General features: G+C 54.2%; 25 protein-coding genes. 6 read left to right on the top strand and 19 right to left on the bottom strand.

From position 1 onward, the window contains the following. Positions 1 to 2: 2 nt before the first annotated feature. Positions 3 to 1436 (top strand): NAD-dependent malic enzyme, encoded by a 1434-nt coding sequence (locus ACFQ88_RS37320; protein WP_275590434.1) that lies wholly within the window; start codon positions 3 to 5, stop codon positions 1434 to 1436. Positions 1437 to 1656: 220 nt separating this feature from the next. On the opposite strand, the gene ACFQ88_RS37315 is transcribed toward ACFQ88_RS37320, so the two are convergent. The 5 genes from ACFQ88_RS37315 to ACFQ88_RS37295 form a co-directional block, all read right to left on the bottom strand. Continuing rightward, on the bottom strand, positions 1657 to 3840 hold the full coding sequence (locus ACFQ88_RS37315) for a malate synthase G (protein WP_379462747.1): 2184 nt from the start codon (positions 3838 to 3840) through the stop codon (positions 1657 to 1659). Between the two features lie 253 nt (positions 3841 to 4093). Then, positions 4094 to 4837 (bottom strand): IclR family transcriptional regulator, encoded by a 744-nt coding sequence (locus ACFQ88_RS37310; protein WP_379462745.1) that lies wholly within the window; start codon positions 4835 to 4837, stop codon positions 4094 to 4096. Positions 4838 to 4864: 27 nt separating this feature from the next. Next, positions 4865 to 5017, bottom strand: coding sequence for a hypothetical protein (locus tag ACFQ88_RS37305; RefSeq protein WP_379462743.1), 153 nt, complete (start codon positions 5015 to 5017; stop codon positions 4865 to 4867). Positions 5018 to 5179: 162 nt separating this feature from the next. Further along, positions 5180 to 5998 carry a TrmH family RNA methyltransferase gene (locus ACFQ88_RS37300; RefSeq protein WP_379462741.1) on the bottom strand — a complete coding sequence of 273 codons (819 nt, stop codon included), beginning with the start codon at positions 5996 to 5998 and terminating at the stop codon, positions 5180 to 5182. Positions 5999 to 6006: 8 nt separating this feature from the next. After that, a complete protein-coding gene (locus tag ACFQ88_RS37295) occupies positions 6007 to 6666 on the bottom strand; it encodes a potassium channel family protein (protein ID WP_239629354.1) in 660 nt (219 codons plus the stop codon). A 180-nt stretch (positions 6667 to 6846) separates the two neighbouring features. On the opposite strand from ACFQ88_RS37295, the gene sspI reads away from it, so the two are divergent. Further along, the gene (sspI, locus tag ACFQ88_RS37290) at positions 6847 to 7050 is read left to right on the top strand and encodes a small acid-soluble spore protein SspI (RefSeq protein ID WP_239629357.1); all 204 of its coding nucleotides are present in this window, start codon (positions 6847 to 6849) and stop codon (positions 7048 to 7050) included. A gap of 97 nt (positions 7051 to 7147) precedes the next feature. Here sspI and ACFQ88_RS37285 read toward each other — a convergent pair whose 3' ends face one another. From ACFQ88_RS37285 to ACFQ88_RS37270, 4 genes are all read right to left on the bottom strand, one after another. Next, positions 7148 to 8251 carry a Gfo/Idh/MocA family protein gene (locus tag ACFQ88_RS37285; protein ID WP_379462738.1) on the bottom strand — a complete coding sequence of 368 codons (1104 nt, stop codon included), beginning with the start codon at positions 8249 to 8251 and terminating at the stop codon, positions 7148 to 7150. Positions 8252 to 8324: 73 nt separating this feature from the next. After that, positions 8325 to 9044, bottom strand: coding sequence for a ThuA domain-containing protein (locus ACFQ88_RS37280; protein ID WP_379462735.1), 720 nt, complete (start codon positions 9042 to 9044; stop codon positions 8325 to 8327). Positions 9045 to 9059: 15 nt separating this feature from the next. After that, positions 9060 to 10220 (bottom strand): Gfo/Idh/MocA family protein, encoded by a 1161-nt coding sequence (locus ACFQ88_RS37275; RefSeq protein ID WP_239629364.1) that lies wholly within the window; start codon positions 10218 to 10220, stop codon positions 9060 to 9062. A gap of 43 nt (positions 10221 to 10263) precedes the next feature. Further along, positions 10264 to 11337, bottom strand: coding sequence for a LacI family DNA-binding transcriptional regulator (locus ACFQ88_RS37270; protein WP_379462732.1), 1074 nt, complete (start codon positions 11335 to 11337; stop codon positions 10264 to 10266). A gap of 148 nt (positions 11338 to 11485) precedes the next feature. On the opposite strand from ACFQ88_RS37270, the gene ACFQ88_RS37265 reads away from it, so the two are divergent. Further along, on the top strand, positions 11486 to 12196 hold the full coding sequence (locus ACFQ88_RS37265; protein ID WP_379462730.1) for a response regulator: 711 nt from the start codon (positions 11486 to 11488) through the stop codon (positions 12194 to 12196). A gap of 2 nt (positions 12197 to 12198) precedes the next feature. Then, complete coding sequence (locus ACFQ88_RS37260) at positions 12199 to 13659, top strand: ATP-binding protein (RefSeq protein WP_379462723.1); 1461 nt, start codon at positions 12199 to 12201, stop codon at positions 13657 to 13659. Between the two features lie 74 nt (positions 13660 to 13733). On the opposite strand, the gene ACFQ88_RS37255 is transcribed toward ACFQ88_RS37260, so the two are convergent. The 5 genes from ACFQ88_RS37255 to zwf all read right to left on the bottom strand — a co-directional run bounded on the left by ACFQ88_RS37255 (position 13734) and on the right by zwf (position 19890). Further along, positions 13734 to 14501: a YheC/YheD family protein gene (locus ACFQ88_RS37255; protein WP_239629373.1), complete on the bottom strand. Its 768-nt coding sequence runs from the start codon at positions 14499 to 14501 to the stop codon at positions 13734 to 13736. A gap of 402 nt (positions 14502 to 14903) precedes the next feature. After that, complete coding sequence (locus ACFQ88_RS37250; RefSeq protein ID WP_379462853.1) at positions 14904 to 15419, bottom strand: CcdC protein domain-containing protein; 516 nt, start codon at positions 15417 to 15419, stop codon at positions 14904 to 14906. Between the two features lie 65 nt (positions 15420 to 15484). After that, a complete protein-coding gene (locus ACFQ88_RS37245; RefSeq protein ID WP_379462851.1) occupies positions 15485 to 17062 on the bottom strand; it encodes a peptide chain release factor 3 in 1578 nt (525 codons plus the stop codon). A gap of 31 nt (positions 17063 to 17093) precedes the next feature. Continuing rightward, complete coding sequence (locus ACFQ88_RS37240; RefSeq protein WP_379462720.1) at positions 17094 to 18155, bottom strand: metallophosphoesterase family protein; 1062 nt, start codon at positions 18153 to 18155, stop codon at positions 17094 to 17096. A 214-nt stretch (positions 18156 to 18369) separates the two neighbouring features. Next, positions 18370 to 19890: a glucose-6-phosphate dehydrogenase gene (zwf, locus tag ACFQ88_RS37235; protein WP_239629380.1), complete on the bottom strand. Its 1521-nt coding sequence runs from the start codon at positions 19888 to 19890 to the stop codon at positions 18370 to 18372. 236 nt (positions 19891 to 20126) lie between these two features. Between zwf and ACFQ88_RS37230 the strand changes: the two genes are divergently transcribed. Next, positions 20127 to 20459: a hypothetical protein gene (locus tag ACFQ88_RS37230; protein ID WP_239629382.1), complete on the top strand. Its 333-nt coding sequence runs from the start codon at positions 20127 to 20129 to the stop codon at positions 20457 to 20459. Positions 20460 to 20579: 120 nt separating this feature from the next. Here ACFQ88_RS37230 and ACFQ88_RS37225 read toward each other — a convergent pair whose 3' ends face one another. Further along, positions 20580 to 21029, bottom strand: a complete 450-nt coding sequence (locus ACFQ88_RS37225) for a GNAT family N-acetyltransferase (protein ID WP_239629385.1) — start codon at positions 21027 to 21029, stop codon at positions 20580 to 20582. A gap of 289 nt (positions 21030 to 21318) precedes the next feature. Between ACFQ88_RS37225 and ACFQ88_RS37220 the strand changes: the two genes are divergently transcribed. Beyond that, entirely contained in the window at positions 21319 to 22047 is a 729-nt protein-coding gene (locus ACFQ88_RS37220) for a hypothetical protein (protein ID WP_239629387.1), read from the top strand. Here ACFQ88_RS37220 and ACFQ88_RS37215 read toward each other — a convergent pair. The 4 genes from ACFQ88_RS37215 to ACFQ88_RS37200 form a co-directional block, all read right to left on the bottom strand. Then, positions 22042 to 22329, bottom strand: coding sequence for a hypothetical protein (locus tag ACFQ88_RS37215; RefSeq protein ID WP_239629390.1), 288 nt, complete (start codon positions 22327 to 22329; stop codon positions 22042 to 22044). The genes ACFQ88_RS37220 and ACFQ88_RS37215 overlap by 6 nt on opposite strands. 285 nt (positions 22330 to 22614) lie before the next feature. Continuing rightward, the gene (locus tag ACFQ88_RS37210) at positions 22615 to 23577 is read right to left on the bottom strand and encodes an ABC transporter permease (protein WP_379462714.1); all 963 of its coding nucleotides are present in this window, start codon (positions 23575 to 23577) and stop codon (positions 22615 to 22617) included. 1 nt (position 23578) lies between these two features. Then, positions 23579 to 24655, bottom strand: coding sequence for an ABC transporter permease (locus ACFQ88_RS37205; RefSeq protein ID WP_239629400.1), 1077 nt, complete (start codon positions 24653 to 24655; stop codon positions 23579 to 23581). A 3-nt stretch (positions 24656 to 24658) separates the two neighbouring features. Further along, positions 24659 to 26200: an ABC transporter ATP-binding protein gene (locus tag ACFQ88_RS37200; RefSeq protein ID WP_239629403.1), complete on the bottom strand. Its 1542-nt coding sequence runs from the start codon at positions 26198 to 26200 to the stop codon at positions 24659 to 24661. Between the last annotated feature and the right edge of the window lie 19 nt (positions 26201 to 26219).

Genomic DNA, 26219 nt, shown 5'->3' with positions numbered 1-26219 from the left:
TGATGGCTATCCATACAAGCGTTATTTTTCGCATGGAAATTGAGAAAGCGAAGCTGTCGTTCGGGGAGCTGGCGACTGCGATTAATGCCTCCGGCGGAGACATTATCGCAGTCGATGTCATTCGGGCAGGCAAAGATGTCACCGTACGGGATATTACCGTACAGATGAACATAGACATTCACGACCGGTTAATGGAATCCATCGAAGCGCTGCCTGGGGTAAAAATCGTTCACATGTCGGACAGCACCTTCCTTGCGCATCTGGGTGGCAAAATCCAGATGACGCCGAAGACGCCGATCAAAAACCGCGACGACTTATCCAGAGTTTATACGCCGGGAGTAGCCAGAATAAGCAGGGCTATTCATGAAGATCCGAGCAAAGCGTTCTCGCTGACGATCAAGCGCAATACCGTAGCCGTCGTGACCGACGGCACGGCTGTGCTCGGCTTGGGCGACATCGGTCCCGAAGCCGCTTTGCCCGTCATGGAGGGCAAGGCGATGCTGTTCAAGCAGTTCGCCGATATCGACGCGTTTCCGATATGCTTGCAGTCCAAGGATACCGACGAAATCGTCCGAATCGTCAAGGCGATCGCGCCGACCTTCGGTGGAATCAATCTGGAGGACATCAGCTCCCCGCGCTGCTTTGAGATTGAACGCCGTCTTCAGGAGGAACTATCCATCCCGGTATTTCATGACGATCAACACGGCACGGCTGTCGTCATATTAGCCGGCCTGCTCAATGCGCTGAAGCTTGTCGGCAAAGCAATTACCGACATCCGCGTCGTCGTCTGCGGAGTCGGCGCTGCCGGCGCGGCCTGCATCGAAATGCTGCTCGCCGCCGGGGTCAAACGGCTGATTGCCGTCGACCGCCCCGGCGCGCTCGTTCCCGGTGTCAGCTACGATCATCCCACTCTGGATCGAATCGCCAAAGTGACGAATCCCGAAAAGGCGCAAGGGTCGTTAAGCGATGTGATTCAAGGAGCCGATGTGTTCATCGGCGTATCCGGCCCGAATGTATTGAAGGTCACGGATGTACAAAGCATGGCGCGCGACCCGATCGTATTCGCCATGGCGAATCCAGAGCCCGAGATCGATCCCGAGCTCGCAGAGCCTTATATCCGAGTGCTCGCCACCGGCAGAAGCGACTACCCGAATCAAATCAACAATGTGCTCTGCTTCCCCGGCATTTTCCGCGGCGCACTCGACTGCCGGGCTTCCCGCATCAACGAGGAGATGAAGCTGGCAGCCGCTCGGGCGATCGCCTTGATCGTGAGTGAGGACGAGCTGAACGAGTCATACATCATTCCGAGCATCTTTAACGACCAGGTGGTGCGAAGCGTACGCGATGCCGTCGTGCAAGCCGCCATCGATACGGGAATAGCGACCCGGATTCCGAAAGAGTTTCGCCCCGATAAATCCGCCGTTGCCATGTCTTAGCCGATTAAAGCGCCTTTCATACGCAGAAGAGCCTGCCGGGCGGCAGGCTCTTCCTCGTTCTTATATGATGCGAGCTCACAAGCGCAGCCCGCTCGTCTGCGCGGGACCTCTGCACAAGGATGAAAAGGCCAGTCGGATCATCTCGGCTGACCGTGTAGGTGAGGCAGCTGACCGCCTCGGCTGAAAGCCACATGCATTGGCGTATAGACGGCCGTTCGAGCTACACCCGCAGCGATGCTTGCTTTGCCTTGAACTCCCTGCGATACTTGTGCAAAATCGGCTCCGTATAGCCGTTCGGTTGCTCGTAGCCTTGAAGCACCAGCGCAAGTGCAGCCTGGAACGCTGCGGAAGCCTCATAATCGTCCGACATCCGGCGGTAGGCGGCGTCGCCTGCATTTTGCTCATCGACCACTTGAGCCATCCGCTTCATCGTAGCAACGACCTGCTGCTCCGTACAGATGCCATGGAGAAGCCAGTTCGCCATATGTTGGCTCGAAATCCGCAGCGTAGCGCGGTCCTCCATTAGTCCGACGTTGTTGATGTCCGGCACTTTGGAGCAGCCGATTCCTTGCTCTACCCAGCGGACGACATAGCCGAGTATGCCCTGTGCGTTGTTATCGAGCTCCTGCTGAATATGCTCCGACGTCCATGCCCGGTCCGCACTTACCGGAATGTCCAATATTTGATCGGTATAGTCCGCCTTCGTAAGCTTCAGCCTGTTCTGCACTTCTCTCACATCGACTTGATGGTAATGCATCGCATGCAGCACGGCGGCCGTGGGCGAAGGCACCCATGCGGTCGTACAGCCCGCTTCCAGCTGGCCGATCTTCTGCTTCAGCATCTCCTTCATCAAGTCCGGCATTGCCCACATCCCTTTGCCGATTTGAGCCCGGCCCTGCAGGCCGCACGCCAAGCCGGTCGCTACGTTCGAGCGCTCGTACCCTTGGAGCCATGCCGCTGCCTTCATCTCGTTTTTCCGAATCATCGGCCCGGCTTCCAGTGAGGTATGCATTTCATCCCCGGTACGGTCCAGAAAGCCTGTATTAATAAAGACGATTCTTTCCTTCACCTGGGCGATACATGCCTGCAGATTGAGAGAAGTCCGCCGCTCCTCGTCCATCACGCCGATTTTGATCGTGTTGCGCGTCAGCCCGAGCATATCTTCCACCCGGTTGAACAACGTATTGGCGAATGCCGCTTCCTCCGATCCGTGCATCTTCGGCTTCACGATATAGATGGAGCCTTTCGTGGAGTTCGCAAGGGTGCCGTTTCTTAGCAAATCGTGCTTGGCGATCAGGCTTGTCACGACGGCGTCGAGGATGCCTTCCGGAATTTCGCGGCCGTCTCGATCCACAATCGCGTCAATGGTCATCAAATGGCCGACGTTGCGTACGAATAAAAGCGAGCGGCCGCGCAGCTCGAGCGGTTGTCCGGCAATCGAGGTGTAGCTGCGGTCCGCTTGCAGAGACCGGGTCATAACGCCGTCCCCCTTCTTAAAGGTCGCGGTCAATGTTCCCTTCATCAAGCCAAGCCAGTTGCGGTATACTTCGACTTTATCCTCCGCATCTACAGCCGCCACGGAATCCTCGCAATCCATAATCGTCGTAACGGCCGCTTCCAGCACGATATCTTTCACACCGGCGGCATCGGTGCAGCCAATGGCGTGATGACGGTCGATTTGAATTTCGATGTGCAGGCCGTTGTTAGTCAGCAAAATAGCCGTAGGCTCGCTCTCGCTGCCCCGATAGCCGACCAGCTTGGAGGCATCCTGCAAACCGGCGGTATGACCACCGCTCAAAGCAACCGCTAATTGCCCGTCGACAATCGCATAAGCAGAAGCGTCCTGGTGGGAAGCTCCTGCCAGCGGAACAGCCTGATCGAGGAACGCTCTGCCATAAGCAATGACCTGCCGGCCGCGAACCGGATTGTACCCTTGCGTCCGTTCGGCGCCGTCCTCCTCGCCGATTACATCCGTACCGTACAGCGCATCGTACAAACTGCCCCAACGGGCGTTCGCCGCATTGAGCGCATATCTGGCATTGTTAACGGGGACAACCAGCTGCGGTCCCGCCTGAAGCGCGATCTCATCGTCGACCTGTTCCGTGGTCACCATGCAATCCGTTGGCGCCGGTTCCAGATAGGCGATTTCGTGGAGAAACGATTTATATGCGGCAAAATCGAACGACTCCCGGTTCCGTTTGTGCCATTCGTGAATCGCGTCCTGCAGCTCGTCTCGCTTCTTGATCAGACGTTTATTGATCGGCGCCAAATCTGCGAGCAGCTCTTCGAACTGCTGCCAGAACAGGTCGGCATTCAGCCCGCTTCCCGGAAGCGCTTCCGCTTGAATGAATTGATACAAAGCATTGGCTACTTGCAGACTGCCTACTTGGATATAAGTTTCCATAGAGCATCTCCTTCATAGTAGGTTTAGATTGAAAAAAGTCCAACTTTATTGTTCATTATTTTGAACAATGTTCATAATAACACTTGTTTTTATCTTCCCATACCCGGTTACCGTTGTCAATACTTTCACTTTATCTAGAAGATCGAACAATCAACGAAGCTTAAACTTTCTGAAACTTTTAACAACAAAAAAACCGGCCTGCCATCGGGGGCGACCGGTTCATTCGTGTATCATGCATTCTGATGTTACTTATTCATCGCGACGATAGCTCCGCAGCGAGGCTGCGTATTTCCCGAAGCGCCTCCTCTTTCCCTGTTTCCCAGTTGTAAAGCGGCAGCGAGCAGCTGACCGCCGCAACAATTTCGTTGCGCCGGCGAATCGGAGCGGAAACGCAGCAGAAGCCCATAACCCCTTCCTGCTCATCAAGCGCATAGCCGTCAAGGTGAACCTGCTCCAGCTCACGGATAAATTGCTCTCTATTGTCTATCGTGTGCGCCGTACGTTTGGGAAGCTGCTCTTCGGGCAGCAGCAGGCGCACCTGCTCGGCGCTCATGTCCGACATAAGCGATTTGCCGAGTCCGGTGGAATGCGCGGGCACCCGGACACCCGGCCCGGACACCATCTGTACGGGCGACGGCGCCTCTACTTTAGCCAAATACAGCACATCGCTTCCGTCGAGCCGGGCCAGCTGGATCGACTCCTGCAGCCTGCGCATCACCGGCTTGGCGAGCCGTCTGAATTCCTCGATCAGATCGAATTGACGAAAGTAGGCGCTTCCGAAATCGCCGACCGATTTGCCGATCGCATACGTCTCGTTCGAGTCGCGGTTAATCCACTGCAGCCGTTCCATCGTCTGCAGTAACGAGTACAGCGTGCTTTTGCTGATGCCGAGCTCCCTAGACAAGTCCGACAGCTTCCATTGATAAGGCTCCTCGCTAAGCAGACCGAGCACCGCATGTGCCCTGTCCAGAGCAGGGACCGCATATTTTACGTCCATAAACATCACGTCCTATGTGAATTGTGATCATCGGGAAGGACAATCTATTCCTTCGATCGTATCACGGCCCGTAATGCGGGTCAATGCAGATGCCGGAACCTGCTCCCGGAACGGCTGTCGTTCGCTTACCAATCGCCATGCCGTCTTGGAAGCACCTTGCCGCCGCGGCAAACGTCTCATTCGGATCTACCTATGACCGGAGCTCATTCCATCCGGCGCCCGTGCAGTCGCGTTCAAATACCCTTACCATTATAATCCAAATGGCAGCAAATCCTTGTATGATAAGGGCTTTGCTGCCATTTGGTTTTCTCACTTATAACTGACAAAACAAATATGTATTTATTACTTAACAGCCCGCCGCTGCCGCATCGCTTCGAACAGCACAACGGTTGCGGCCATCGCCGCATTCAGCGACTCGGCCCGGCCCTGCATCGGGATCAGGATATGCTCCGTAGCCAGAGCGGACACTTCCGCCGAGACCCCCTGCCCTTCGTTGCCGACAACGAACCAGACGTGGCCGCGGAAGTCGTAATCGTAGCAGCTTGCCTTGCCCTGCAAGCTGGTCGTCACGATCGCGGCGCCTTGACCCGCCGCCAGCGGGAGCTCCTCGCGCAGATCCCCCAGCGCGATCGGAAGATGAAACAGCGACCCCATCGTGGAGCGGACGGTCTTGGGGTTGTACAAATCGACGGTGCCCTTGCCGAGCAGGACACCTGTAGCTCCTACGGCATCCGCGCTGCGGATAATCGTCCCGAGATTGCCCGGGTCCTGGATGCCGTCGATGACAACAACCAGGCTCGGCGCCGTTGCGTCGCCCGCCAGGTCGTCCGGCGTCCACGCCAGCTTCGGCAGGACGGCGAACGCAGCCTGCGGCGCCAACGTGTCGGTGCACTTGGCGAGCACCTGCTCCGTTACGGCGATGCACTCCACGCCTGCCGCGACTGCCTGCTCCAGCAGGCCGGCAGGCAGCTCGCTCTGCCGCTCCTCCGCCACGACAAGCGTTTCGATCGCTTGCCCCGACGCCAGCGCCTCCTCTATGAGGTGCACCCCTTCAATAATAAACAGGCCTTGCTTGTCGCGGCCTTTTTTGTCCAGCAATTGAGCCCATGCCTTCACGCGGGCATTGTGAACGGACGTAATCGTTGAATCCAGCAATCTCATACTACAGCCTACTCCGCAAATGTTTTTTCAAAATGCTTCAAATCTTCGTTTTTCCCGACGATAACAAGCACATCGTTCTCCTTGATCAAATCCTCCGCATTGGGAGCGATATTCATCTGAGTGCCCGTTTTGATGGCCATGACATTGCAGCCGTATTTGGCGCGGATGTCCAGCTGCCGCAGATTTTTGCCTGCCAATCCTTTTGCAGCCTGCACTTCGATAATGCTGTAATCGTCGGATAACTCGATATAGTCAATAATGTTGGATGAAATCAAATGATGCGCCACGCGCTGCCCCATATCCCGCTCGGGGAAGATGACTTTGTCGGCTCCGATTTTTTTGACGACTTTCCCGTGAAGCTCATTTTGCGCTTTGACGACGACCTTCGGTACGCCGATTTCCTTTAAAATAATCGTCGTCAGGATGCTGGACTGAATATCCTGTCCAATGGCGACGATAACGACGTCAAAATTCCGCAGCCCCAAGGCACGCAGCGCTTCCTCGTCCGTAGAATCCGCTTGGACGACATGCGTGACGATATTGGAAATTTCCTGAGTGCGCTGCTCGCTGCTGTCGATTGCCAAAACCTCATAACCGAAGTCGGATAACGTCTTCGCTACGCTTGAACCAAAGCGTCCCATTCCGATAACGGCGAATTGCCTTTTCATGGAACCATCTCCCAAGTGTTAATCGTAGTGATGCCGGAGATCGGCGATCATTTGTTCATGAAGAATTGCGTGCGAGATTATTATACCATAAAATGCCCGAATCAAACGAAGGCATGAACCCGGTGCTTTTGGTGCATAGTAATCGGGTAGACCATGTGAGGAAAGGGCGAAACAACTTCCATGAACTTAAACCTGAGACAGGCCATCATTCAACGCGTGACAGACAAAAGCAATGAGGAGCTATTCGGGGTAATCGAGGATTCCATCGGAGGACAGGAGCAGGTGCTTCCCGGGTTGGGCGTTCTGTTCGAAATCATCTGGCAGCACAGCAACCAGGATACGCAATCACAACTCGTTTCCACATTGAAGGATCATTTGTCATAGAAAAAGCCGCGATGCATGGGGACTCGCCGATACATAGGCGCAAGATCTTCCAAGCTTTCGCGGCTTTTTAATACCGTTTAAAATTATTATATTCAAATTAGTCCAGAACGCCTTTTACGAGACCCGACGGCATCGGCTTCGGTTTTTCGCAGCTGCTGTGCATCACGTAGTGCTTGCCTTCGCGGGATGCGTCATGGAACCCGTGCATCGCTTCCAGCACGTGGTAAGCCAGCTCACCGTTCGCCCGGTTGATTCGCTTGTTGCGGATGGCATAGGCCATGTCCAGTACGCCCAAACCTCTGCTGTTGTCCGCATAGCCGAACATAAGAGGAATTTCACTGAACTCCTTGGCATCCAGCCTGCGAACCAGAACCGGTCCTCCGAACGTATTCGGATCCGGTACGCTAAGCGTCCCTTCGCTGCCGTAAATTTCAATGCGTGGCACTTGAGCCCCGCCGAAAGCATCGAAGCTCGTGATGATCGTTCCGATGGCGCCGCTGTGAAAATCGATGACTCCCGCCACATGGGTAGGCGTCTCGACCTTGATCTTCTGTCCGAATTTCGGCTGGCTTGTGATCGTCCGTTCGGAATAGCTTGCCTTCGCCGAGCCGGTTACCCGCTGAATCGGCCCGAGCATGGCGACAAGCGCCGTCAAATAATACGGCCCCATATCGAACATCGGCCCGCCGCCCGGTGCATAATAAAACTCCGGATCCGGATGCCAATGCTCATGTCCCCGTCCGATCATAAAAGCGGAAGCGGCTACAGGCGTTCCGATCCATCCGTCCTGAATCAGCTTGATGCAGGTTTGAATGCCGCCTCCGAGGAACGTATCCGGCGCGCTTCCTACCAGCAGCTCCTTGCTCTGAGCCGTGGCTAAAATGCGCTGTCCTTCCTCGCGTGTCACTGCCAGCGGCTTCTCGACGTAGACATGCTTCCCGGCTTCCAGCGCCTGGATGCACACCTCGGCATGTGCGGCAGGAATCGTCAGATTGATCACCAGATCGATATCCGGGTCGGCCAGCAGCTCTTGCACCGAGCAGGCTTTTGGAATGCCATGCTCCTCGGCGCTTGCTTCGGCGCGGGCCAGATTCAAGTCCGCGCAGGCTGCAACCTCGAGAGCTTGGAACGACTTGCAATTTTTAAAATAAATGCCGCTTATTTTGCCGCAGCCGATAATCCCTACTCTTACCTTCTCCATGACAAACGATTCCTCCCTGATCATCATTAGATCTTGGCTTATTCTTAAGCTGAGCCTACTGGTTTAAGCTCTCTTACTGGCTGTCGCCCATTCCCGTATACTTATTCTCCGCGGACGAGCCGCCGGCGTCCGCCTTCTTGCCTTCGGCCGTCCACAGGAAGCCGCGGCGCATCAGCTCCTTCACCTGCGGCATGTCAACGATATCGGCATGATGCCCTAGTGAGCAGTAGTACACTCTTCCGACGCCCCACCGCTTCGTCCATACCACGGGCATATCGACGGCCTTATTGAGCGAATGCGGCCCGCTTACGACCGGAAAGCGCGTTGTAGCGAGCACTTCCACAGCCGGATCGATATGTAAGTAATACTGCTCGCTTTTTACGGTGAAATCTTCAATGCCTTCCACCAGCGGACTGGAGCTGTGCTTGATGTTGACTGCATACTCGACTCCGTCGTTGCCCGGATGGGCGACCCATTGTCCGCCCGTCATAAACTGCCAATCGACGTTGTTGCGGAATGAGTCGCACATCCCGCCGTGACAGCCCGCCAATCCGACGCCGCTTTGCACCGCTTCGGATACATTCTTCACGAGCTCCTTCGTTATTTCTCCCATCGTCCAGACCGGAACTATCAAATCGAGTGCCCGCAGCTTCTCCCCGTCGGCGAACGCCTCCAGCGTATCGGACACTTCCACTTCAAAGCCCTCTTCCTCAAGAATGCCGCGGAATAAGGCGGCCACTTCCTTCGGTTCATGCCCTTGCCAGCCACCTTGAACAATCAACGCTTTTTTCACGGCTGCACGCTCCTTTTACATTTCCTCGATTTTGACCCAGCGGCGTTCGGCAATCGAACGGTCGACCGCTTCCAGCACTTCCTGGCATTTGACCCCGTCGACGAAGTTCGGAACCGGCTGCCGGTCCTCCTCCAGCGCCTGCATCAGCTCCACTACTTCATGCACGAAGGTGTGCTCGTAGCCGATCGTATGCCCCGCCGGCCACCATGCATCCATATAGGCGTGCGCCGCATCGGTTGCGAGCACCCTGCGGAAGCCCTGCACATCCTCCGCATCGCCGGTAAAATACACCTGCAGCTCGTTCATCCGTTCGAAGTCGAATTTGACGCTGCCTTTGCTGCCGTTGATTTCAAAAGAATTCGTGCAGCGATGACCCGGAGCGAACCGCGTCGCCTCGAAGCTGCCGAGCGCGCCGCAGGCGAACCGGCTCATGAACAAGGTCGCGTCGTCCACGGTAACCGCTCCGCGCGGAGCGTCTTTGCTTCCTTTGGCACTCAAGCCGGTCATGGTTGTAGGCAGCGGCCGCTCCTTCACGAACGTCTCGCTCATCCCGATCACTTCGGTCATCTCGCCGACCAGGTAATGCGCCAGGTCGATCAGATGGGCGCCCAGGTCGCCATGCGAGCCGGAACCGGCTACTTCCTTCTGAAGCCTCCATACGAGCGGAAAATCCGGATCGACGATCCAATCCTGCAAAAACCAGGCCCGGAAATGATAAATTTGGCCGAGCCTTCCTTCTTCGATCAGCTTCTTGGCCAGCTGCACAGCCGGAGCAAACCGGTAGTTGAAGCCGACCATATGCTTCACGCCGGCTTCTTCCGCCGCGCGCAGCATCTCGCGCGAATCTTCGAGCGTCAGCGCGAGCGGCTTCTCGCAGAACAGATGCTTGCCGGCTTGCGCTGCGGCAATCGCGATTTCCTTGTGCGCGTCGCTCGGCGCGTTGATGTCGACGACATCGATATCGTCGCGTTGGAGCAGCTCGCGCCAGTCGGTGACATAGCCTTCCCAGCCGAACTGCTCGGCGGCCTGTGACACTCCCGCTTCGTCGCGCCCGCAAATAAGCTTCATCGACGGCTTCGGCACGCGCGGAAAAAACATATGCAAATCACGGTAAGCATGACTGTGGGCTTTGCCCATAAATTTATAGCCGACCATCCCGATACGGATCTGTTTCATCGTAAAAGTCCTCCCATTTGTACAGGTTAGGATAATGCTCAGATCATGGCCGCTTCCGGCTGGACTGCCGAAGGACGAGCTCCGTGTCCAGCTTCAGCCGGAAGCTTTCCTTATCGCCGTTCAATTGCGCGAGCAGCCGCTCGGCGGCAAGGCTGCCCATCTCGTAGAACGGCGCGCCGACGCTGGTGAGCGGCGGGTCGGTAACCCGGGCGGCATCGGAATTGTCGCAGCCGATGAGCGCGTAATCCCGGCCTGCCTCCCAGCCCCGCTCCCTCAAGCCCTGCATTAGACCGGTAGCCATCCGGTCATTGGCGGAGAAGACGGCATCGATCTCGTGCCGATGCTCGTACAAGGCCTCGGCGGCCCTATAGCCGCTGGTACGGCTGTAGTTCCCCTCATAGTACCAGTGATGGTACTGATCAGGATCGATCCCCGCTTCGCTCAACGCGCGCCGGTAGCCTTCTCTTCGGTCGCGGCTGCTTGAGAACTGCGGCGAGCCGTTCAAGAAGGCGATGCGGCGGAAGCCCTGCTCCAGCAAATGCTTGACAGCCTTGTAGCTACCCGAGGTATGATCCGCATCCACCTCGTTAAAGCTCTCGCCCGGATAATGCTGATTCACGAGGCAGAACGGATGCCCGGCATCCTGCAGCCCTTTCAGCCGCGCCCGTTCCTCAGGAGTATCGCCGGAGCCGAGAATAATGCAGGCGTCTACTTTTTGCGAACGAAAAATATCAATGTAATCGCTTTCCTCTTCGGGAGACCGAAGCATCAACAGCAGGTCATAGCCTTTCTCCCGCACCTTCGAGCCGATACCGCTCAAAATTTCGGAGAAAAAGTATGTTGAAAATACATGCACCTTAGGCACATAGGGAAGAACTACGCCCAGATTTCCACTGCGGCGTCTTGCGAAGTTCTGAGCAATCGCGTTGGGATGATAGTTAAGTGTCTTGGCTGCTTCCAGCACCCGCTGCTTCGTCTCCTCCTTCATCGGTCCAATGCCGTTGAAGACTCGGGAAACGGTCGCCTCGGATACTTGCGCAAGCTCAGCAACTTCCTTTCGAGTTACGATACGGGCTCCCCCCTTCTTTTTATTTCCATTTAATGTACACGCGTTCATTTTCTCATGTCACAATGCAGATGTCAATTGCCTAATTTGCCGACCAATGGGGGTATCCTGCACATCTTGCTATTCCGGAACGAAGTGACTATGCTGAAAGTATCCGATCCATTTTATCCAAAGTACACATTCGAGGAGTGTTATTTCTGTGAAGCTGCTTGTTGCCGAAGACGATCCTTCCGTTTGTGAAATGCTGCGCATTTTTTTTCAGAAGGAGCAATACGATGCGACCTTTGTTCATGATGGCCTTGCGGCGCAACGGCTTATCGATAAGGAGAGCTGGGACTTCGTCATTCTCGATTGGATGCTGCCGGGCAAGGACGGCGTTCTATTGTGCCGGGACTTAAGGAAAAGCAGCCCGACGCCGGTCATTCTGCTCACCGCACGGGATCAGGAGCAGGACCGGATTCTCGGTCTCGAGCTCGGCGCCGACGATTACGTGACGAAGCCGTTCAGCCCGATGGAGCTCATCGCCCGCATCAAGGCGGTATGGAGACGATATCATATCGGCGTGACGAGCGGACAGCTCCCTCCATCCCGAACGGAAGAGGAATCCGGAACGACGCAGCTGCGCCATAAGCATATAACCGTTTACCTCGAATCACGGTCCGTCATAATCCATAATCATGAAATTACGAACCTGACGCCGAAGGAATTCGAGCTTTTTTGCCTGTTCGTTCGTTATCCGAGAAAGGTGTTTACCCGCGAGCAGCTGCTCGAGAGCATTTGGGGCTACGATTATATCGGCGAAGAGCGTACGGTGGACGTGCATATCAAGCGTCTGCGCAACAAGGTCTCCACACCGGACCATATGCTCATCGCAACCGTATGGGGCGTAGGCTACAAGCTGGAGGAGTAAGAATGAAGAAAATACCATACCGGTTCACCTTGTTCCAGCGGCATTTTATAAGTCATCTAATCGTATCTCTGCTTTCGTTGGGACTGCTGAGCCTGGGCTTCTCCTACTATAACAAGCAGCAAGCGGACAATAACCGGACGGTCGAGCTAACCAATGCATCCAAAGTGATCGCAAAGCTGCTGCTCCGCGAAGAGGAAGACCCCGCTCCCCAGCTTCAGGCATACCGGAATTTGTTGAGCGAGAGGCAAATTTCGTTCCTTGTTTTCGATAAAAAAGGCGAAATCTTATACCGCGATCCGAAGATGACGGGAGCCCTTCGTTCCAAGCCGTTTGTCGACGGCCTGCGCGCCAAAATATTTTCGGTCAAGGACAACGAAAGCTTCACGGTCAATACGAATACGGACGACCCTCTTATCGTAGTTAGCAAGCCGGTCCGGCCCAAAAGCCAAAAGGGCGATATGTACTTGTTCGTGTTCTCCCCTCTGGACGGCTATGAGGAGATGATGAAATCGTTCAACCGCTCGCTGCTCTACATGATTGCCGTCGTGCTGTTTCTCGCTGTGCTCGTAAGCTGGCTCATCTCCCGCAATTTGAGCAAAAGCATTCGGCCGCTCCGTTCAGCGACCCGGCAAATCGCCGCCGGACATTACTCGACGCGGCTTCCCGTCAACCGTACCGATGAGCTTGGCGATCTGTCGATTGATTTCAACGCCATGGCTGTCCAGCTGGAGGCGACCTCCCAGAAGCTGGAGCAGTACGAAACGCGGCGGCGCCAGTTCATTATGGATGTGACACACGAGCTCCGCACTCCTCTGACCTCGATCCGCGGGATTATTGAAGCTTTGAAGAACGAGCTGGTATCCGAGCCCGAGGATACGCACAAATATTACGGCATAATCGAGAAGGAAACGTTCCGGCTCATTCGTCTCATTAACGAGCTGCTCGACATGGAGAAGATCGAGAACGGAATGATAACGCTGAATAAAACTAGCACTCCTCTGCGCGACCTGCTGGAGATAGTAAACGAATCGCTCGATGTGCTAATCGAAGCCAAGCGTCTGCAGCTTGTAATCGAATGCGAGCCGGAGCATATGGTCTACGGCGATTACGACCGGTTAACGCAAATAATGATTAACCTGATTAAGAACAGCATTCAATTTACCGAATACGGCTCCATCCGGATTATCGGATTGGAGAGCGAAGAGAAGACGATCATCGAAGTAACGGATACAGGTCGCGGAATGACTCCGGAGGAAATGGAGCTCATATGGGAGCGTTTCTACAAAGCGGACGCTTCCCGCGCCAAGAGCAACAGCGAGACCGGACTCGGCTTGTCCATTGTCAAGCAGCTCGTAGAGGCGCATCAAGGAACGATTGAAGTGCAGAGCGTGCCCGGCCTGGGCTCCACCTTCCTGATCACCCTTCCCAAAGAACCGTCACGTGCCGAGGAAGCAGCGTCTTGAAATAAAAGAACATAACGCCCTCCAATGTAAGCCGGAGTCGCGTTATGTTCTTTTTCCGCTTTGAACCCTTCCGCCTACACTCTTCCGTAAGCTTTGGCGTAACGGTATACTTTTTTGTACATCGTTTTGTCCTTTAATTTTCTGAAAATGTAAGGGTCCGGATTCGTATTGACCTCAAGCAGCCAAGGATTCAGCTTTTTGTCCAGCGCCACATCCAGTCCGATCTCCTTAATGCCGACAAATTTCTCGTGCAGCTCCTTGGCGATCAGCAGGCCGAGGTTCTCCAGTCCGCGAATGAAAATCCGCTGCTTATCCTTGGGCAAATAAGCGCCGAGCAGCTGTTCTATGGATTTGATGGTCCCGCCGTTATGAACATTGGTAACGACCTTTTTCGGGTCGCCTACACGCCCTATTACCCCCGTTGTTTCCCATACATGACTAGGCGATTGCTGTACGTGCACGCGGATATCGAAGTTCTTGTTCTTATATTTGGTCAGATGAATGCCCATTTGTACAAGGTACAACCGGTTCTTTGTTTTTTCCAAAATCGAATCATACATGTCGTCATAAGACGAGAATTGTCTGATCTCCACTCCGCTCTGGTATCGGTATGCCGTTCTGGAGTTCTCCTTGACCAGCTCCACCCGCATGACGCCATTGCCGAAGGTACCGAAGTCCGGCTTGATATACACCATTTGATACCGGTTCAGCATGTTCCACAAGGATGAACGCGTCATTTTCTCCGTATCGGGAATGAATGTACGGAGCTTTGGATTTGCCAGCAAAACGCTCGTCTTTTTCCATTTACTGGCAACATAACGGCTGTGCTTGACTTTAACCATGGGATCCACCTTTCTTTTCCTTTAGCTGCAGCTGCAGCACTCCACTTGATCGTTATAAGATCGGGACGCGATTATCTATTTGGATCAGGTCGCATTTAGGTTCCCGCAACTTTACCTCTTGTCGCCTCTCTCATGAATTCCGGCCAGCCGCAGCACCAGGGCTTGCGCGCACCGTTGCAATAATCCCATTTACGCAACTGCTCCTCACGAACCATTCCCGGAAATCCAAACATCATATTGTATGCAGCGGAGGCTCGGGTGGTTAGGGTTTTTGCTCGAAAAGTGCCGCCAGCCCGCGCCCGGTACAAACACAAAAAACCCCATCGATAAGATGGGGAGAAAGGTAACGGCGTCTTGAACGAAGCATCGCTTCGCTTCAAGTCGTGTCACTTACATGGCGATTCAAGACAACGCCGAAGAATCGGTACGGTTCAGTTCCTTGTGTTTGAACAGCAAAAAGGTGAAAAAGCGGATATAGTAGGCAACCAGCACGAAGAAAATACCGATCGTCAGCGGATCGCTGCCGTACATTTCCATTGGATTCACCGGCGCAGGCGCAGGCGCATTCATCGCGCCATGGTAGAGCAGCTTATACGCAATCCGGCCGATGAACAGGGCCATAACGGCTATGTTGACCCATAGGGACGTACGGTAATACCATCCGTCGGTCCTCTTCTCAAATTCCGTATGCTTCACCGCATAAAACGCAAGAACCAGGCCGCAAGCAAGACCAACGAAATCAGCGATGAAATTCACCGGATGAAGGAAGCTTGCATACAGAAACATACAGCCGATAATACCAAAGACGATCGTACGGAACCAAAGTCTGGAGCGTACGAGCTTTTGTGCTCCGATCGTCCTTTTGGTCCTCCGGTACATCATCAGCCCAATGAGAAGGGCGATCAGCAGAGTAGGCACCAAGTGTTCGATGACATCTCACTCCTTATGTGATCATTTTGATATAAGAGACGAAAAGGTAACCGTTACGGAGCATTCTCCAGAAACTTCGCGTTCGGATTTTTCTCCATCGCCGAACGCATGGCATATTCGCTTTCGAACAAAGCGACATAGTTATCGTTCTTATCCTTGACTAGCTGGGAGTTGATACGGAACTTGCCCGGATCGATATTTTCATCGACAATCCACCGGGCGAACTGGAAGTTCGTCCGCTGCAGCTGGACATCGACCCCGTACTCCCCTTTCATCCGGTATTCGAACACTTCGAACTGGAGCTGGCCGACAACGCCCAGGATCAGATCGTCGAACCCGATCGTCCGGAACACCTGAATCGTGCCTTCCTCCGTCAGCTGGTCGACACCCTTCTGAAATTGCTTATGCTTCAGCGCATTTTTCACCGTAACCTTGGAGAACAGCTCCGGCGAGAACGTCGGAAGCTCGTTAAATTCGATATTCCCCGCTTGGCTGAGCGAATCGCCCAGGCGGAAAATGCCCGGATCAAACAGACCGATAATATCGCCCGGATACGCCTCTTCGACGATATCGCGGTCTTGCGCCAGAAACTGCTGCGGCTGGGCGAGCTTAATATCTTTGCCGGCGCGCACGTGCTTCACCGACATGCCCCGCTCGAATTTGCCCGAGCAAATGCGGAGGAACGCAATCCGGTCGCGGTGCGCCGGGTTCATGTTCGCTTGAATCTTGAAGATGTAGCCGGTAAACTTCTCGCTCATCGGATCGATAGCACCTGCGCTGCTGCCGCGCGGCGTCGGTGTCGGGGCAAGCTGCAGGAAGTTCTCAAGGAACGTCTGCACGCCGAAGTTATTGATTGCGCTGCCGAAAAATACCGGAGTCAGCTCACCGCTTTTGACTTTTTCCAGGTCGAACTCGTCGCCTGCGACATCAAGCAGCTCCAAATCCGAAACGAGCTGGTCGTAGAAATAGTCTCCGGCGATTTCCTTCACGATAGGATCGTCGTATCCGCTCACCTTGCGGACTTGGATCTCCTTATGATCGTCGCCCTGGAACAGCTCCACCTGCGTCAGCTTGCGGTCGTAGACGCCGCGGAACTGCTTGCCCGAGCCGATAGGCCAATTCATCGGGTACGAGCGGATGCCGAGCACCTGCTCCAGCTCTTCCAGCAGGTCGAACGGATTTTGCCCTTCCCGGTCCATCTTGTTAATGAACGTAAAGATCGGAATTCCGCGCATGCGGCATACCTGGAACAGCTTTTTCGTCTGCGCTTCGACCCCTTTGGCGGAGTCGATCAGCATCACGGCGCTGTCCGCCGCGGTCAAGGTGCGGTACGTATCCTCGGAGAAATCCTGGTGACCCGGCGTATCGAGAATGTTGACGCGATGTCCTTCATAATCGAACTGCATCACGCTGGAGGTAACCGAAATCCCTCTTTGCTTCTCGATTTCCATCCAGTCGGAGGTCGCATGCTTGCTCGCTTTGCGTCCTTTGACTGTACCGGCGAGACGAATGGCGCCCCCGAACAGGAGCAGCTTCTCCGTTAACGTCGTTTTCCCCGCATCCGGGTGAGAAATGATGGCGAACGTACGCCGTTTATGAACTTCTTCTATCATTTTTTGCTTCGTATCCATACTCATCTGCTTTGCAAATCCTTCCTTGTCATTAAGTTAGCTTCAAGCTCCAGTCCGCTTCCTTCAGCCACGTACGGTTGCTGAATTCACGGCCTCTTACGTGCACTCTGTCCTTATATACCTGAACATACAAGCCTTGTGACTTGTCTTGGCCCGCATTTTGAAAATTCCGGTTCAGCACGCGCCCCACCGAGGAGTTGTGGAAATAATGAAACGTTTCCTTCACATAGTGCTCCGCACCGTTCTGAAAGTCCTGATGCCGGTGGCCGCAGAAAACGAACACATTCGGATACGGCTTCAACATATCGCGGAATTTCTTCGCTCTGATCAGCTGATGCGTGCCTCCGTCGGAGCCGATGGCCGGCAGCGGCTGGTGCGTCATGACGAATATCGGCTTGCCGTCCTTGTGCTTAGCCAGCTGCTGCTCGAACCATGCGAGCTGTTCATCGGAGTACCATGCCCCTTCTCCCACTTCGGGCTTCTCCTGCACATAGGCTTCCTGCGACAGCAGAATGACCGGATACCCGTTAATCGACGCCGCACTATATACTTTATCCTGCTTAAAAAACTTTTGAAACCGTTCGCGCGCCTGCCAGTCCGTCTTGCCGTTTGGCGCCGTATCCTTGTTGAAGGCACCCTTCTTATCAACCCAAATATCATAGTAATCGTGGTTGCCCATATTCGCATACAGCGGAGGCAGCTTGTAGCCGGACAGCAGCTTTTGCAGCTCCTTGTAGCCGTCCTCGCCTCCGAAATCGGTCAAATCCCCGGTAATAATCACCGTATCGATCGGGGCTTCGAACTGCTTGATATCCTCCAGCGCTTCCTTCATATGCTTAATCGTATTGGGATCGTACACCGAGATATGAAGATCGCTTAATATCATAAAGGAAAATACCGGACCGTTCCCGTCCGTAGACGACGGCTTGGGTGCAGGCTCCGGCTTGCCCGGCAGCAGATCGCCTAGCCCGCCGCCCCCGCCGGTCTGCTGGGAATCGATAGAGCGCTGCAGCAGCTTGAACAGCCCGGTTAAAGCAGCCGCAATAAGCGCGAACAGAACGACCATCCAACGTATGAAAATTCGACGCGTCATGTTGTTATGAACCCCCTACTTATCTATGGTGCCACGTACTATCTCTCTCTTTAAGCTATTATAAACTCAACCTGCAAGACTCGCCTCTTTATTATAGCTATTTATGTGTCTGCGTGCACATTTTTCCGATGGCAAAAAAGAAATGGGCCCGTACCCGTTACAAGTACAAGCCCATCGGTTATAAGAACCTTTACACGGCGGCTTTGCCTTAAGCTTAGCGCTGGATAAACTCCCAGGCTACCTCGCCCTCATCCTGCCCGTTAACCGGCCACCACTTGAACCCGTCCTCGGACAACAGCTGCTGCGCCTGATCCGGTCCCCATGTTCCGGCAGGGTACAGATGCAGATTATCCGTGCGCTCGCCCCATGCGGCTGCGATCTTGTCTACAAATTGCCAAGCGAGAGCCACTTCGTCCCAACGGGTGAAGTACGTCGAATCCCCGCGCGCCGCATCATGCAGCAGCCGCTCGTAAGCTTCCGGCGTATTCAAGCCGACCTGGCAGCTTTGGCAGAAATCCATGGCCACCGGCACGATCGTCCCTTCCGATCCGGGCTGCTTCGCGTTCATTTTGAAGTAAATGCCCTCCATCGGATTGACGCGGAATACAAGCAGATTCGGCTCCAGCTTATGCTTTTTCGCCAAATAAACGTTATTCGGCACGTTTTTGAACTCGACGACGACTTCCGTCGTTTTTACCGGCAGCCGCTTGCCTGTACGGATATAGAACGGCACTCCGGCCCAGCGGAAATTGTCGACAAACACCCGCGCGGCAAAATACGTCTCCGTTGTCGATTCCGGATTAACGGATTCTTCCTCGCGGTAGCCCGGCACTTGCTTCCCTTTCAGGTTGCCGGCGGCATATTGCCCGCGAACCGTATTGGCACGCACTTCGCTTGCCGTTTGGAAGCCGCGCAGCGAGCGGAACACCTTCACCTTCTCGTCCCGGATATCTTCCGGAGACAATCGGCTAGGCGGCTCCATAGCCATCATGGCGAGCATTTGCAGCATATGGTTTTGCCCCATATCGCGCAGAGCGCCGGAATGATCGTAATATCCGCCGCGCTCTTCCACTCCGACGGTTTCGGACAGCGTAATTTGAATATTGGAAATATATTTATTGTTCCACAGCGGCTCGAAGAAGGCGTTCGCGAACCGGACGACGCTAATGTTCTGAACCATTTCCTTGCCTAAATAATGATCGATGCGGTAAATGTCTTTTTCCTCAAACACCTGGCGGATTTCCGCATTCAGCTTCTCAGCCGACGGCAGGTCGTAGCCGAACGGCTTCTCGATGACAAGGCGAGCCCAGCCCGACGTTTCCAACAGACCTCCGGCCTGCAAATTGTGCGAGACGCTGCCGAACAGCTCCGGCGCCAAAGCCAAGTAAAACAGACGGTTGCCGCCGACGTCGAACTTGTTGTCCAGCCGCTCCGCTACAGTGCGCAGCTCCTTGAACGATTCCGGGTTGTGAATATCGAGCGGCATATACTCGAAATGCTCCGCAAACGATGCCCACTGCTCGTCCTTCGTTACGTTATACCGCGCGAATTCTTTGATGGAATCCAGCACGTCCTCGCGGAACTGTTCATTCGTCTTCTGACGCCGCGCCAATCCCACTACAGCGAAGCGATCGCCCAGCTTGCGCTCGCGGTACAAGCTGTAAATCGCAGGAAACAGCTTGCGGCGTGCCAAATCTCCGGTTGCCCCAAAAAGGAAAAATACAGTATTGGTCATGTTCATCATTCTTTCATATGTATTTTTTCACGCTTTTTTTCCATAAAGTACGAACCCCTTTAGCATAACGAAATCCGCTGAAGGATTCAATATTTTCCTGCAAACTCGTAACAGGTTGCCCCGGGCGTCCGGGCTTTATACACAAAATGGGCTTTCGCTCGATGGGCTTTTGACCAGTCGCCCTTACCAGGAACGCATAGACTGGAGTGTAGATAACAATTATGGAGGTGCAAACGATGAAACATATTACTCCCATTAATGAACAATCGTGCCGGGAGCATTACGGAAAACCGGTCCTCGTTGTATTGAGGGACGGCAGTGAGCTGGTAGCTACGTTGAGCAGAATGGACAAAAATAAAATCATGCTGAACGGTGAAGAAGAGCAGCCTTCCATCACGTTCGGATTAAACTCGAGAAAATCTTCGACCCGTTCCGGGAAAAACAAAACCAAATCAAGGGCTTCTGTGAAAACGTACACGCAACCGGAATTCGAGCCCGGATTCGGGCCGAACGGAAGAGGGCTCGCACTGGACGTATCCTCGGTAGCGCTGATGTTTTCTCTTACGTAGCCGATCGTTCCCGAAGGCCGGTGGCCCCTGCAGCTCCACCGGTTCTTCCGGCGTCCGATAACGATGCGTTTAGACACTTCACCGCAGCAGCCCTGCCGGGCCGTGCCCGATCTCTGTGGATCAATCCAGCTTCACTTCTTTGGACATCAAATAACAGCGGATGACGTTATTGTGATGCAGCGTCGTATACTGCTTGGAAGCATAAAAGCGCTGCGCCTGCGTATTCGTATCGTCGACCCATAGCCGCAATTCCTTAAAGCCCGCCAAAACGGCGGCACGCTCGGCATGCTCCATCAGTCTCGAGCCGACTCCCCGCCCCTGTGACTGCGGATGAACCGCCAGCATATCGATATACATAACGTCCTGCACTTTTCTCAATGCAATAAAGCCTTGCGGGGCACGGCCTGCATGAACGGACACGTACGTGCTGCAAGGTTTCAGCCTTTGCTTGATCGTAGACATATCGATACGCAAGTCAGGCTGGGTCAATCTGGCATAAGGAACCAGCAGCATGTCTACCAGCTGCAAAATGACCTTATCGTCCTGACGCGGAATACGTTTGCGGATCAATTCACGTCGCCTCCCGGATAAAGAGTTACTTTATCGTATGAAGCGAACGCGAACAATGCTATTATTTCAAATATTTTTTACCGACAAAAGCTAAAAAGAGCACGCTCACGATGACGACAATCACGATAACGGCCGTTTGTACCCAATCCATGACAAAATGCCCCTTTTAATCAAAGTTAATAAAATATCATACAGGACTCCGGAACGAAAAGTCAAGAACCAATTTACGACAATTCAATCTCATTGTATAATGAATGCAAACTACCGTGAGGGCCGGAGGTGTCGGCATTTGCTTGCTCATGTCGCTCAAGTAACCCGTACATATCGTACACATATTTTATGGCATTCGGAAAATGAATCCTGGAAGCGGAAGAGCCGTCCGTTCCGCGCTTATTCTTCGGCTGCGCCTGCCGTCCCGTTCAAAAGCAATGCCTTTGACCCGCTGGCCCGTTTTGCCGCGCAGCGGCTCTCGGAAATCATGGATACGGCCAGGCAGCTCAAGGATATCAGCGAATCGCTGCTCAAGGAATACGACTTCACCGCAGCCGTCCCGCTGCAAGATCCGGCAGAGCCTTCATCGCCTGATCCGATCCGGCGGCAGCTTAAAGAGCTGGTTGCAGGGTACAACCAGCTCTATCTTGCATCCGACAACAGCTACGGGACGATTAACGATCAAGCAGCCAAAGAGGCCCTCGGCGAGCTTCCTTACTCAGCGCTAGAGCCGCTCGGCATCCGGCCCGATGCAGCCGGACTGCTTCAGCTCGAGGATGCGGAGGAGGAGTCGCCCGCCGTTTCGTCCGAGCCTCTTGCCCTCGAGCCGGTGATCCTTCATATGGCCTCGGCGGTTAACAAGGCGGCGGAGCGCATGCTGACCCTTTCTCCGGATCAGCTGCTGAACAAAGGCGAGCTTCCGCTGCAGGCTTTCTCGAAATACCGCCACCAGCAGTGGCAGAACAACCGGATCCATACTTATTTCCCCGTTCCGTTCACCGGCTTCCTGCTCAACTACTATTTATAAGGCCTGGCTCAGCGCTCGCTTGCGATATTCAAGGGAATGCCTCATCGCTTCCCGCTTCGCCTTTGCCAAACGGCAGCTGTCCGGCAGCCCGAACCATTCGGCGCAATGGTACAAGGCCGCAAGCGTATGCTTCGCGGCCTCGGCGGCCTGCTTCTCCTCCCTCAGCATGTAAAAGGCAACCTGGTAGCAGACCGCTTCGTATGCCCGCAGCACCATAGCTTTCTCCTGCGGCACAACCCGGCAATCTCCCGGATCCGTGGCCAGCTTCATTTGGACAGCCATTCCTTCTCTCCCTCCCGTACCGCTTCATCTCCATATACATCTCCGCGACCATTGGATCGACGATTGAATTATTTTTGCACAATTTATTTTAGATAAGACTTCGGCAAGTTTCATTCCTACTTATATAGACGATTCGAATGACGATTTTCTTTCACTTTTTTTGAAAACATTTTTGGAATAATTAGAGACCGCTCCCTGGGAGCACTACACTGCTTGGTATAAGCAATAAGCAGCGCAAAAACGCCGTCCCCGTAACTACAGGAACAGCGCAATTGGACCTGTCTCTTATCTTTTGCCCGGATCATACGGCTCGCCCAGTGCGGAAGGGGCGTTCGCCCGGCCGACGGCACCGGCCAGCACGAGAATAGTCAATACATACGGCAGCATGTAAAGGAACTCGACCGGCACGCTCTTAGCGAAATCGAACAGCTGAACGAAGTTGCGCACCGCCTGGGCCAGTCCGAAAAATATCGCCGCCCCTAGAGCCCCGACCGGATGCCATTTGCCGAAAATCATAGCCGCCAGCGCGATAAAGCCTTGCCCCGAAATCGTATTGTGAGAGAAGCTGCTGGTCGTCGTCAAGGTGATCGTCGCTCCTCCGAGTCCTGCAAGAGCTCCGCTTAACAGAACTCCGATATAACGGATCCGCTTTACCTTAATGCCTACCGTATCCGCAGCTCCCGGATGCTCCCCGACCGAGCGGAGACGGAGGCCGAACGGGGTTTTGAACAAAATGTAGTAGGTCAAGGCCACGAGGATCAATGCCAGGTAGGTCGTCGGATAAGCGTTAAAAATCGCTTCACCCAAAAACGGAATCGACGAAAGCACAGGAATGGCCACTTTGGAAAATACCGCATTCAATGTCTCCGTTTGCCCCGAGCCTTCATACAAGATCTTGACGAGGTAGACGGTAAAGCCGGCCGCCAAAAAATTAATGACGACGCCGCTTACTACCTGGTCGGCGTTAAACGTCACCGTTGCTACAGCGTGAACCAGCGAGAACAAGATGCCGAACAGTATCGCGGCCACGAGCCCGAGCCATGGAGCCGCACCAGCCATACCCGCCTGCTCCACCGCATGCGTAGCAACGGCCGAGGCGAAGGCGCCGGAAACCATTAGCCCCTCCAGTCCGATATTGACGACCCCGGACCGTTCGGAGAAGATGCCGCCCATCGCGGCAAAAATAAGCGCAGTGGAGAACACCAAGGTTGTATTCACAAGCTCACCGAGTATTCGCAATGTTTCCATGCTAGGCCACCTCCTCTTTTTTGCGTTTGGCCATGAGCGGCTTCAGCACCCAGCGGACGATGCCGTGGGAGGCGACAAAAAAGATGACGGAAGCGATAACGACGCGAATAATTTCGGGAGGTACGTCGGCCCCGAAGCTCATTCCCGCCGATCCGTACGTGAGCATCCCGAACAAGACGGCAGCCAGCACGACGCCCAATGGATGATTGCCGCCAAGCAGCGCTACGGCGACACCATCGAACCCGTAACCGGGTGTCGATGCGGCAATGACCTGGTAGTGGAATACACCGAGCGTTTCCACGACACCGGCAAGACCGGCGAAGATGCCTCCGATCACCATCGCCTTAATAATGTTGCGGTTCACGTTCATGCCTGCATACTGCGCCGCATGCGGATTGTGGCCGACAGCCCGCAGCTCGTAGCCCTGCTTCATTTTCCAGAGAACGACGTAGAAGATAACCGCACCGGCGAGAGCAATGAACGTTCCCCAGTGCATCCGTGAATTGCCGAATAATTCTGATAACCATCCAATCGATAACGACGCGGAATCCTGAATCATGTACGATCGCTGCTGTCCGGGCTGAAGCAGAAACCGGTTGACAATGTAATTCGACAAAAACAAGGCGATCCAGTTCAGCATAATGGTCGTAATGACCTCATTGACACCGCGGCGGGCCTTCAAATACCCGGCGATGCCGCCCCATAGCCCTCCGAGCAGCCCTCCGACAATAACCGCGAGCGGAGCATGAATAAACCAGGGCAAGCTCAGCTTGACCCCGATCCAGGTCGCCCCGGTCATCCCTATCATGAATTGACCTTCGGCGCCGATGTTGAACAAGCCGGTTCGAAAGGCAAACGCGACGGACAGTCCGGTCAAAATAAGCGGCGTAATTTCCCGGATCGTCTCGCCCATGTTGTACGGATTGCCGAACACTTTGCCTAATAACGATATGTAGGCGGCAACCGGATTGTAGCCGCCAAGCAGCATGACGAGAGCCCCGAAGAGCAGACCGAGCACGATAGCGACCAGCGGTACCAGCGCCGTGTCCTTTACGAATACTTTGGTAACCTTGTCCATGCTTTAAGTCCCCTCCGCATCTTTGGTATCCGTCCTGTGGCTTCCCGCCATCATCAATCCAAGTTCTTCGTCGTTCGTCCGCTCCGGCAGCACCTCCCCGACGATTTGCCCTTCGTAAATGACGGCAATCCGGTCCGATACGTTCATGATTTCATCAAGCTCGAATGAAATGAGCAGCACGGCCTTGCCTTTGTCCCTCTGCTCGATCAGCCTTTTATGTACAAACTCGATCGCTCCTACATCAAGTCCGCGGGTTGGCTGAGCTGCGATCAGCAGGTCAGGATTTTTGTCAATTTCCCTGGAAATAATCGCTTTTTGTTGATTGCCTCCCGACAAAGATCTCGCTTTGCTGTAGATGCTTGGAGTTCTGACGTCGAATTCCTTGATCAGCTTTTCCGCGTGCTTGTCTATCGCGTCATAATCGAGAAAGCCGCCTTTGTTGTAGGCCGGATAAAAATACGATTTGAGCACCATATTCTCGCTCATCGAAAAATCGAGCACCAGACCATGCTTGTGACGGTCCTCGGGAATGTGCGCGATCCCCGCCTCCGATATCGTCCTCGGGTGCTCGTTGGCAACATTGCGTCCATTGAACAGAATGGACCCTCCCTGCACTTGTCGAAGACCTGTCAAAGCCTCAATCAGCTCGCTTTGTCCATTGCCGTCGACGCCAGCAATACCCAGTATTTCGCCGGCCCGTACCTTCAGGCTTAGCTCGCGCAGGGTGGGAACCCCTTGGTTGCCTTGGGAAGACAAACGTTCGATCTGCAGCACGACGTCCCCCGGTACCGCCTGTTTCTTGTCCACTTTGAAAGAGACGCTTCGGCCGACCATTTTTTCCGCCAATGCTTTGGGAGTTGTCTCGCTAACCTTTACCGTGTCGATAACGCGCCCACGTCGAATGATAGTTACGGTATCGGCAATACTCATAATCTCCTTCAGCTTGTGGGTGATCAAAATAATCGACTTGCCCTGCTGGACCAAGCTTTTCATGATCTCCATCAGCTCTTGAATTTCCTGCGGCGTGAGCACGGCGGTCGGCTCGTCGAATATTAAAATGTCGGCTCCCCGGTAGAGCGTCTTCAATATTTCAACCCGCTGCTGCATTCCTACGGAAATGTCCTGAACCAAAGCATACGGGTCCACTTTCAAGCCGTACTGCTCCGATATGCTTTTAACTTTCTGGGCTGCGGATTTGTAGTCTATCGACATTCCGCGGGTAGGCTCGATGCCGAGAATAATATTCTCCATAACCGAGAACGGCTGAACCAGCTTGAAATGCTGATGCACCATGCCGATGCCTAGATCAATCGCCTTGTTGGGATTGTCGATCGAGGTTTGGCGTCCGTTGATCCATATTTCTCCCTCATCCGGCTGATACAGGCCGAACAGGATGTTCATTAGTGTCGATTTCCCCGCTCCGTTCTCCCCCAGCAGCGCATGGATTTCTCCTTTCTGCAGCTGAAGGCTGATGCTGTCGTTGGCAACGATCCCAGGAAACCGCTTCGTGATATTGCGCAGTTCGACAACCGTAGTTGAACTCATCGGAACCTCCTGCCCATCC

The sequence above is a fragment of the Paenibacillus sp. NPDC056579 genome, from assembly GCF_042793215.1.
Lineage (GTDB): Bacteria > Bacillota > Bacilli > Paenibacillales > NBRC-103111 > Paenibacillus_S.
Note: the sequence above shows the minus strand (reverse complement) of the source record. Positions and strands in the feature narration are given on the sequence as shown.

Bases quoted from the DNA above. Each gene is read 5' to 3' on its own strand.
- ACFQ88_RS37320 (WP_275590434.1), top strand. From the start codon at position 3: ATGGCTATCCATACAAGCGTTATTTTTCGCATGGAAATTGAGAAAGCG.
- ACFQ88_RS37315 (WP_379462747.1), bottom strand. From the start codon at position 3,840: ATGGAAACTTATATCCAAGTAGGCAGTCTGCAAGTAGCCAATGCTTTG.
- ACFQ88_RS37310 (WP_379462745.1), bottom strand. From the start codon at position 4,837: ATGGACGTAAAATATGCGGTCCCTGCTCTGGACAGGGCACATGCGGTG.
- ACFQ88_RS37305 (WP_379462743.1), bottom strand. From the start codon at position 5,017: ATGAGACGTTTGCCGCGGCGGCAAGGTGCTTCCAAGACGGCATGGCGA.
- ACFQ88_RS37300 (WP_379462741.1), bottom strand. From the start codon at position 5,998: ATGAGATTGCTGGATTCAACGATTACGTCCGTTCACAATGCCCGCGTG.
- ACFQ88_RS37295 (WP_239629354.1), bottom strand. From the start codon at position 6,666: ATGAAAAGGCAATTCGCCGTTATCGGAATGGGACGCTTTGGTTCAAGC.
- sspI (WP_239629357.1), top strand. From the start codon at position 6,847: ATGAACTTAAACCTGAGACAGGCCATCATTCAACGCGTGACAGACAAA.
- ACFQ88_RS37285 (WP_379462738.1), bottom strand. From the start codon at position 8,251: ATGGAGAAGGTAAGAGTAGGGATTATCGGCTGCGGCAAAATAAGCGGC.
- ACFQ88_RS37275 (WP_239629364.1), bottom strand. From the start codon at position 10,220: ATGAAACAGATCCGTATCGGGATGGTCGGCTATAAATTTATGGGCAAA.
- ACFQ88_RS37270 (WP_379462732.1), bottom strand. From the start codon at position 11,337: ATGAACGCGTGTACATTAAATGGAAATAAAAAGAAGGGGGGAGCCCGT.
- ACFQ88_RS37260 (WP_379462723.1), top strand. From the start codon at position 12,199: ATGAAGAAAATACCATACCGGTTCACCTTGTTCCAGCGGCATTTTATA.
- ACFQ88_RS37255 (WP_239629373.1), bottom strand. From the start codon at position 14,501: ATGGTTAAAGTCAAGCACAGCCGTTATGTTGCCAGTAAATGGAAAAAG.
- ACFQ88_RS37245 (WP_379462851.1), bottom strand. From the start codon at position 17,062: ATGGATACGAAGCAAAAAATGATAGAAGAAGTTCATAAACGGCGTACG.
- ACFQ88_RS37240 (WP_379462720.1), bottom strand. From the start codon at position 18,155: ATGACGCGTCGAATTTTCATACGTTGGATGGTCGTTCTGTTCGCGCTT.
- zwf (WP_239629380.1), bottom strand. From the start codon at position 19,890: ATGACCAATACTGTATTTTTCCTTTTTGGGGCAACCGGAGATTTGGCA.
- ACFQ88_RS37230 (WP_239629382.1), top strand. From the start codon at position 20,127: ATGAAACATATTACTCCCATTAATGAACAATCGTGCCGGGAGCATTAC.
- ACFQ88_RS37215 (WP_239629390.1), bottom strand. From the start codon at position 22,329: ATGGCTGTCCAAATGAAGCTGGCCACGGATCCGGGAGATTGCCGGGTT.
- ACFQ88_RS37210 (WP_379462714.1), bottom strand. From the start codon at position 23,577: ATGGAAACATTGCGAATACTCGGTGAGCTTGTGAATACAACCTTGGTG.
- ACFQ88_RS37205 (WP_239629400.1), bottom strand. From the start codon at position 24,655: ATGGACAAGGTTACCAAAGTATTCGTAAAGGACACGGCGCTGGTACCG.
- ACFQ88_RS37200 (WP_239629403.1), bottom strand. From the start codon at position 26,200: ATGAGTTCAACTACGGTTGTCGAACTGCGCAATATCACGAAGCGGTTT.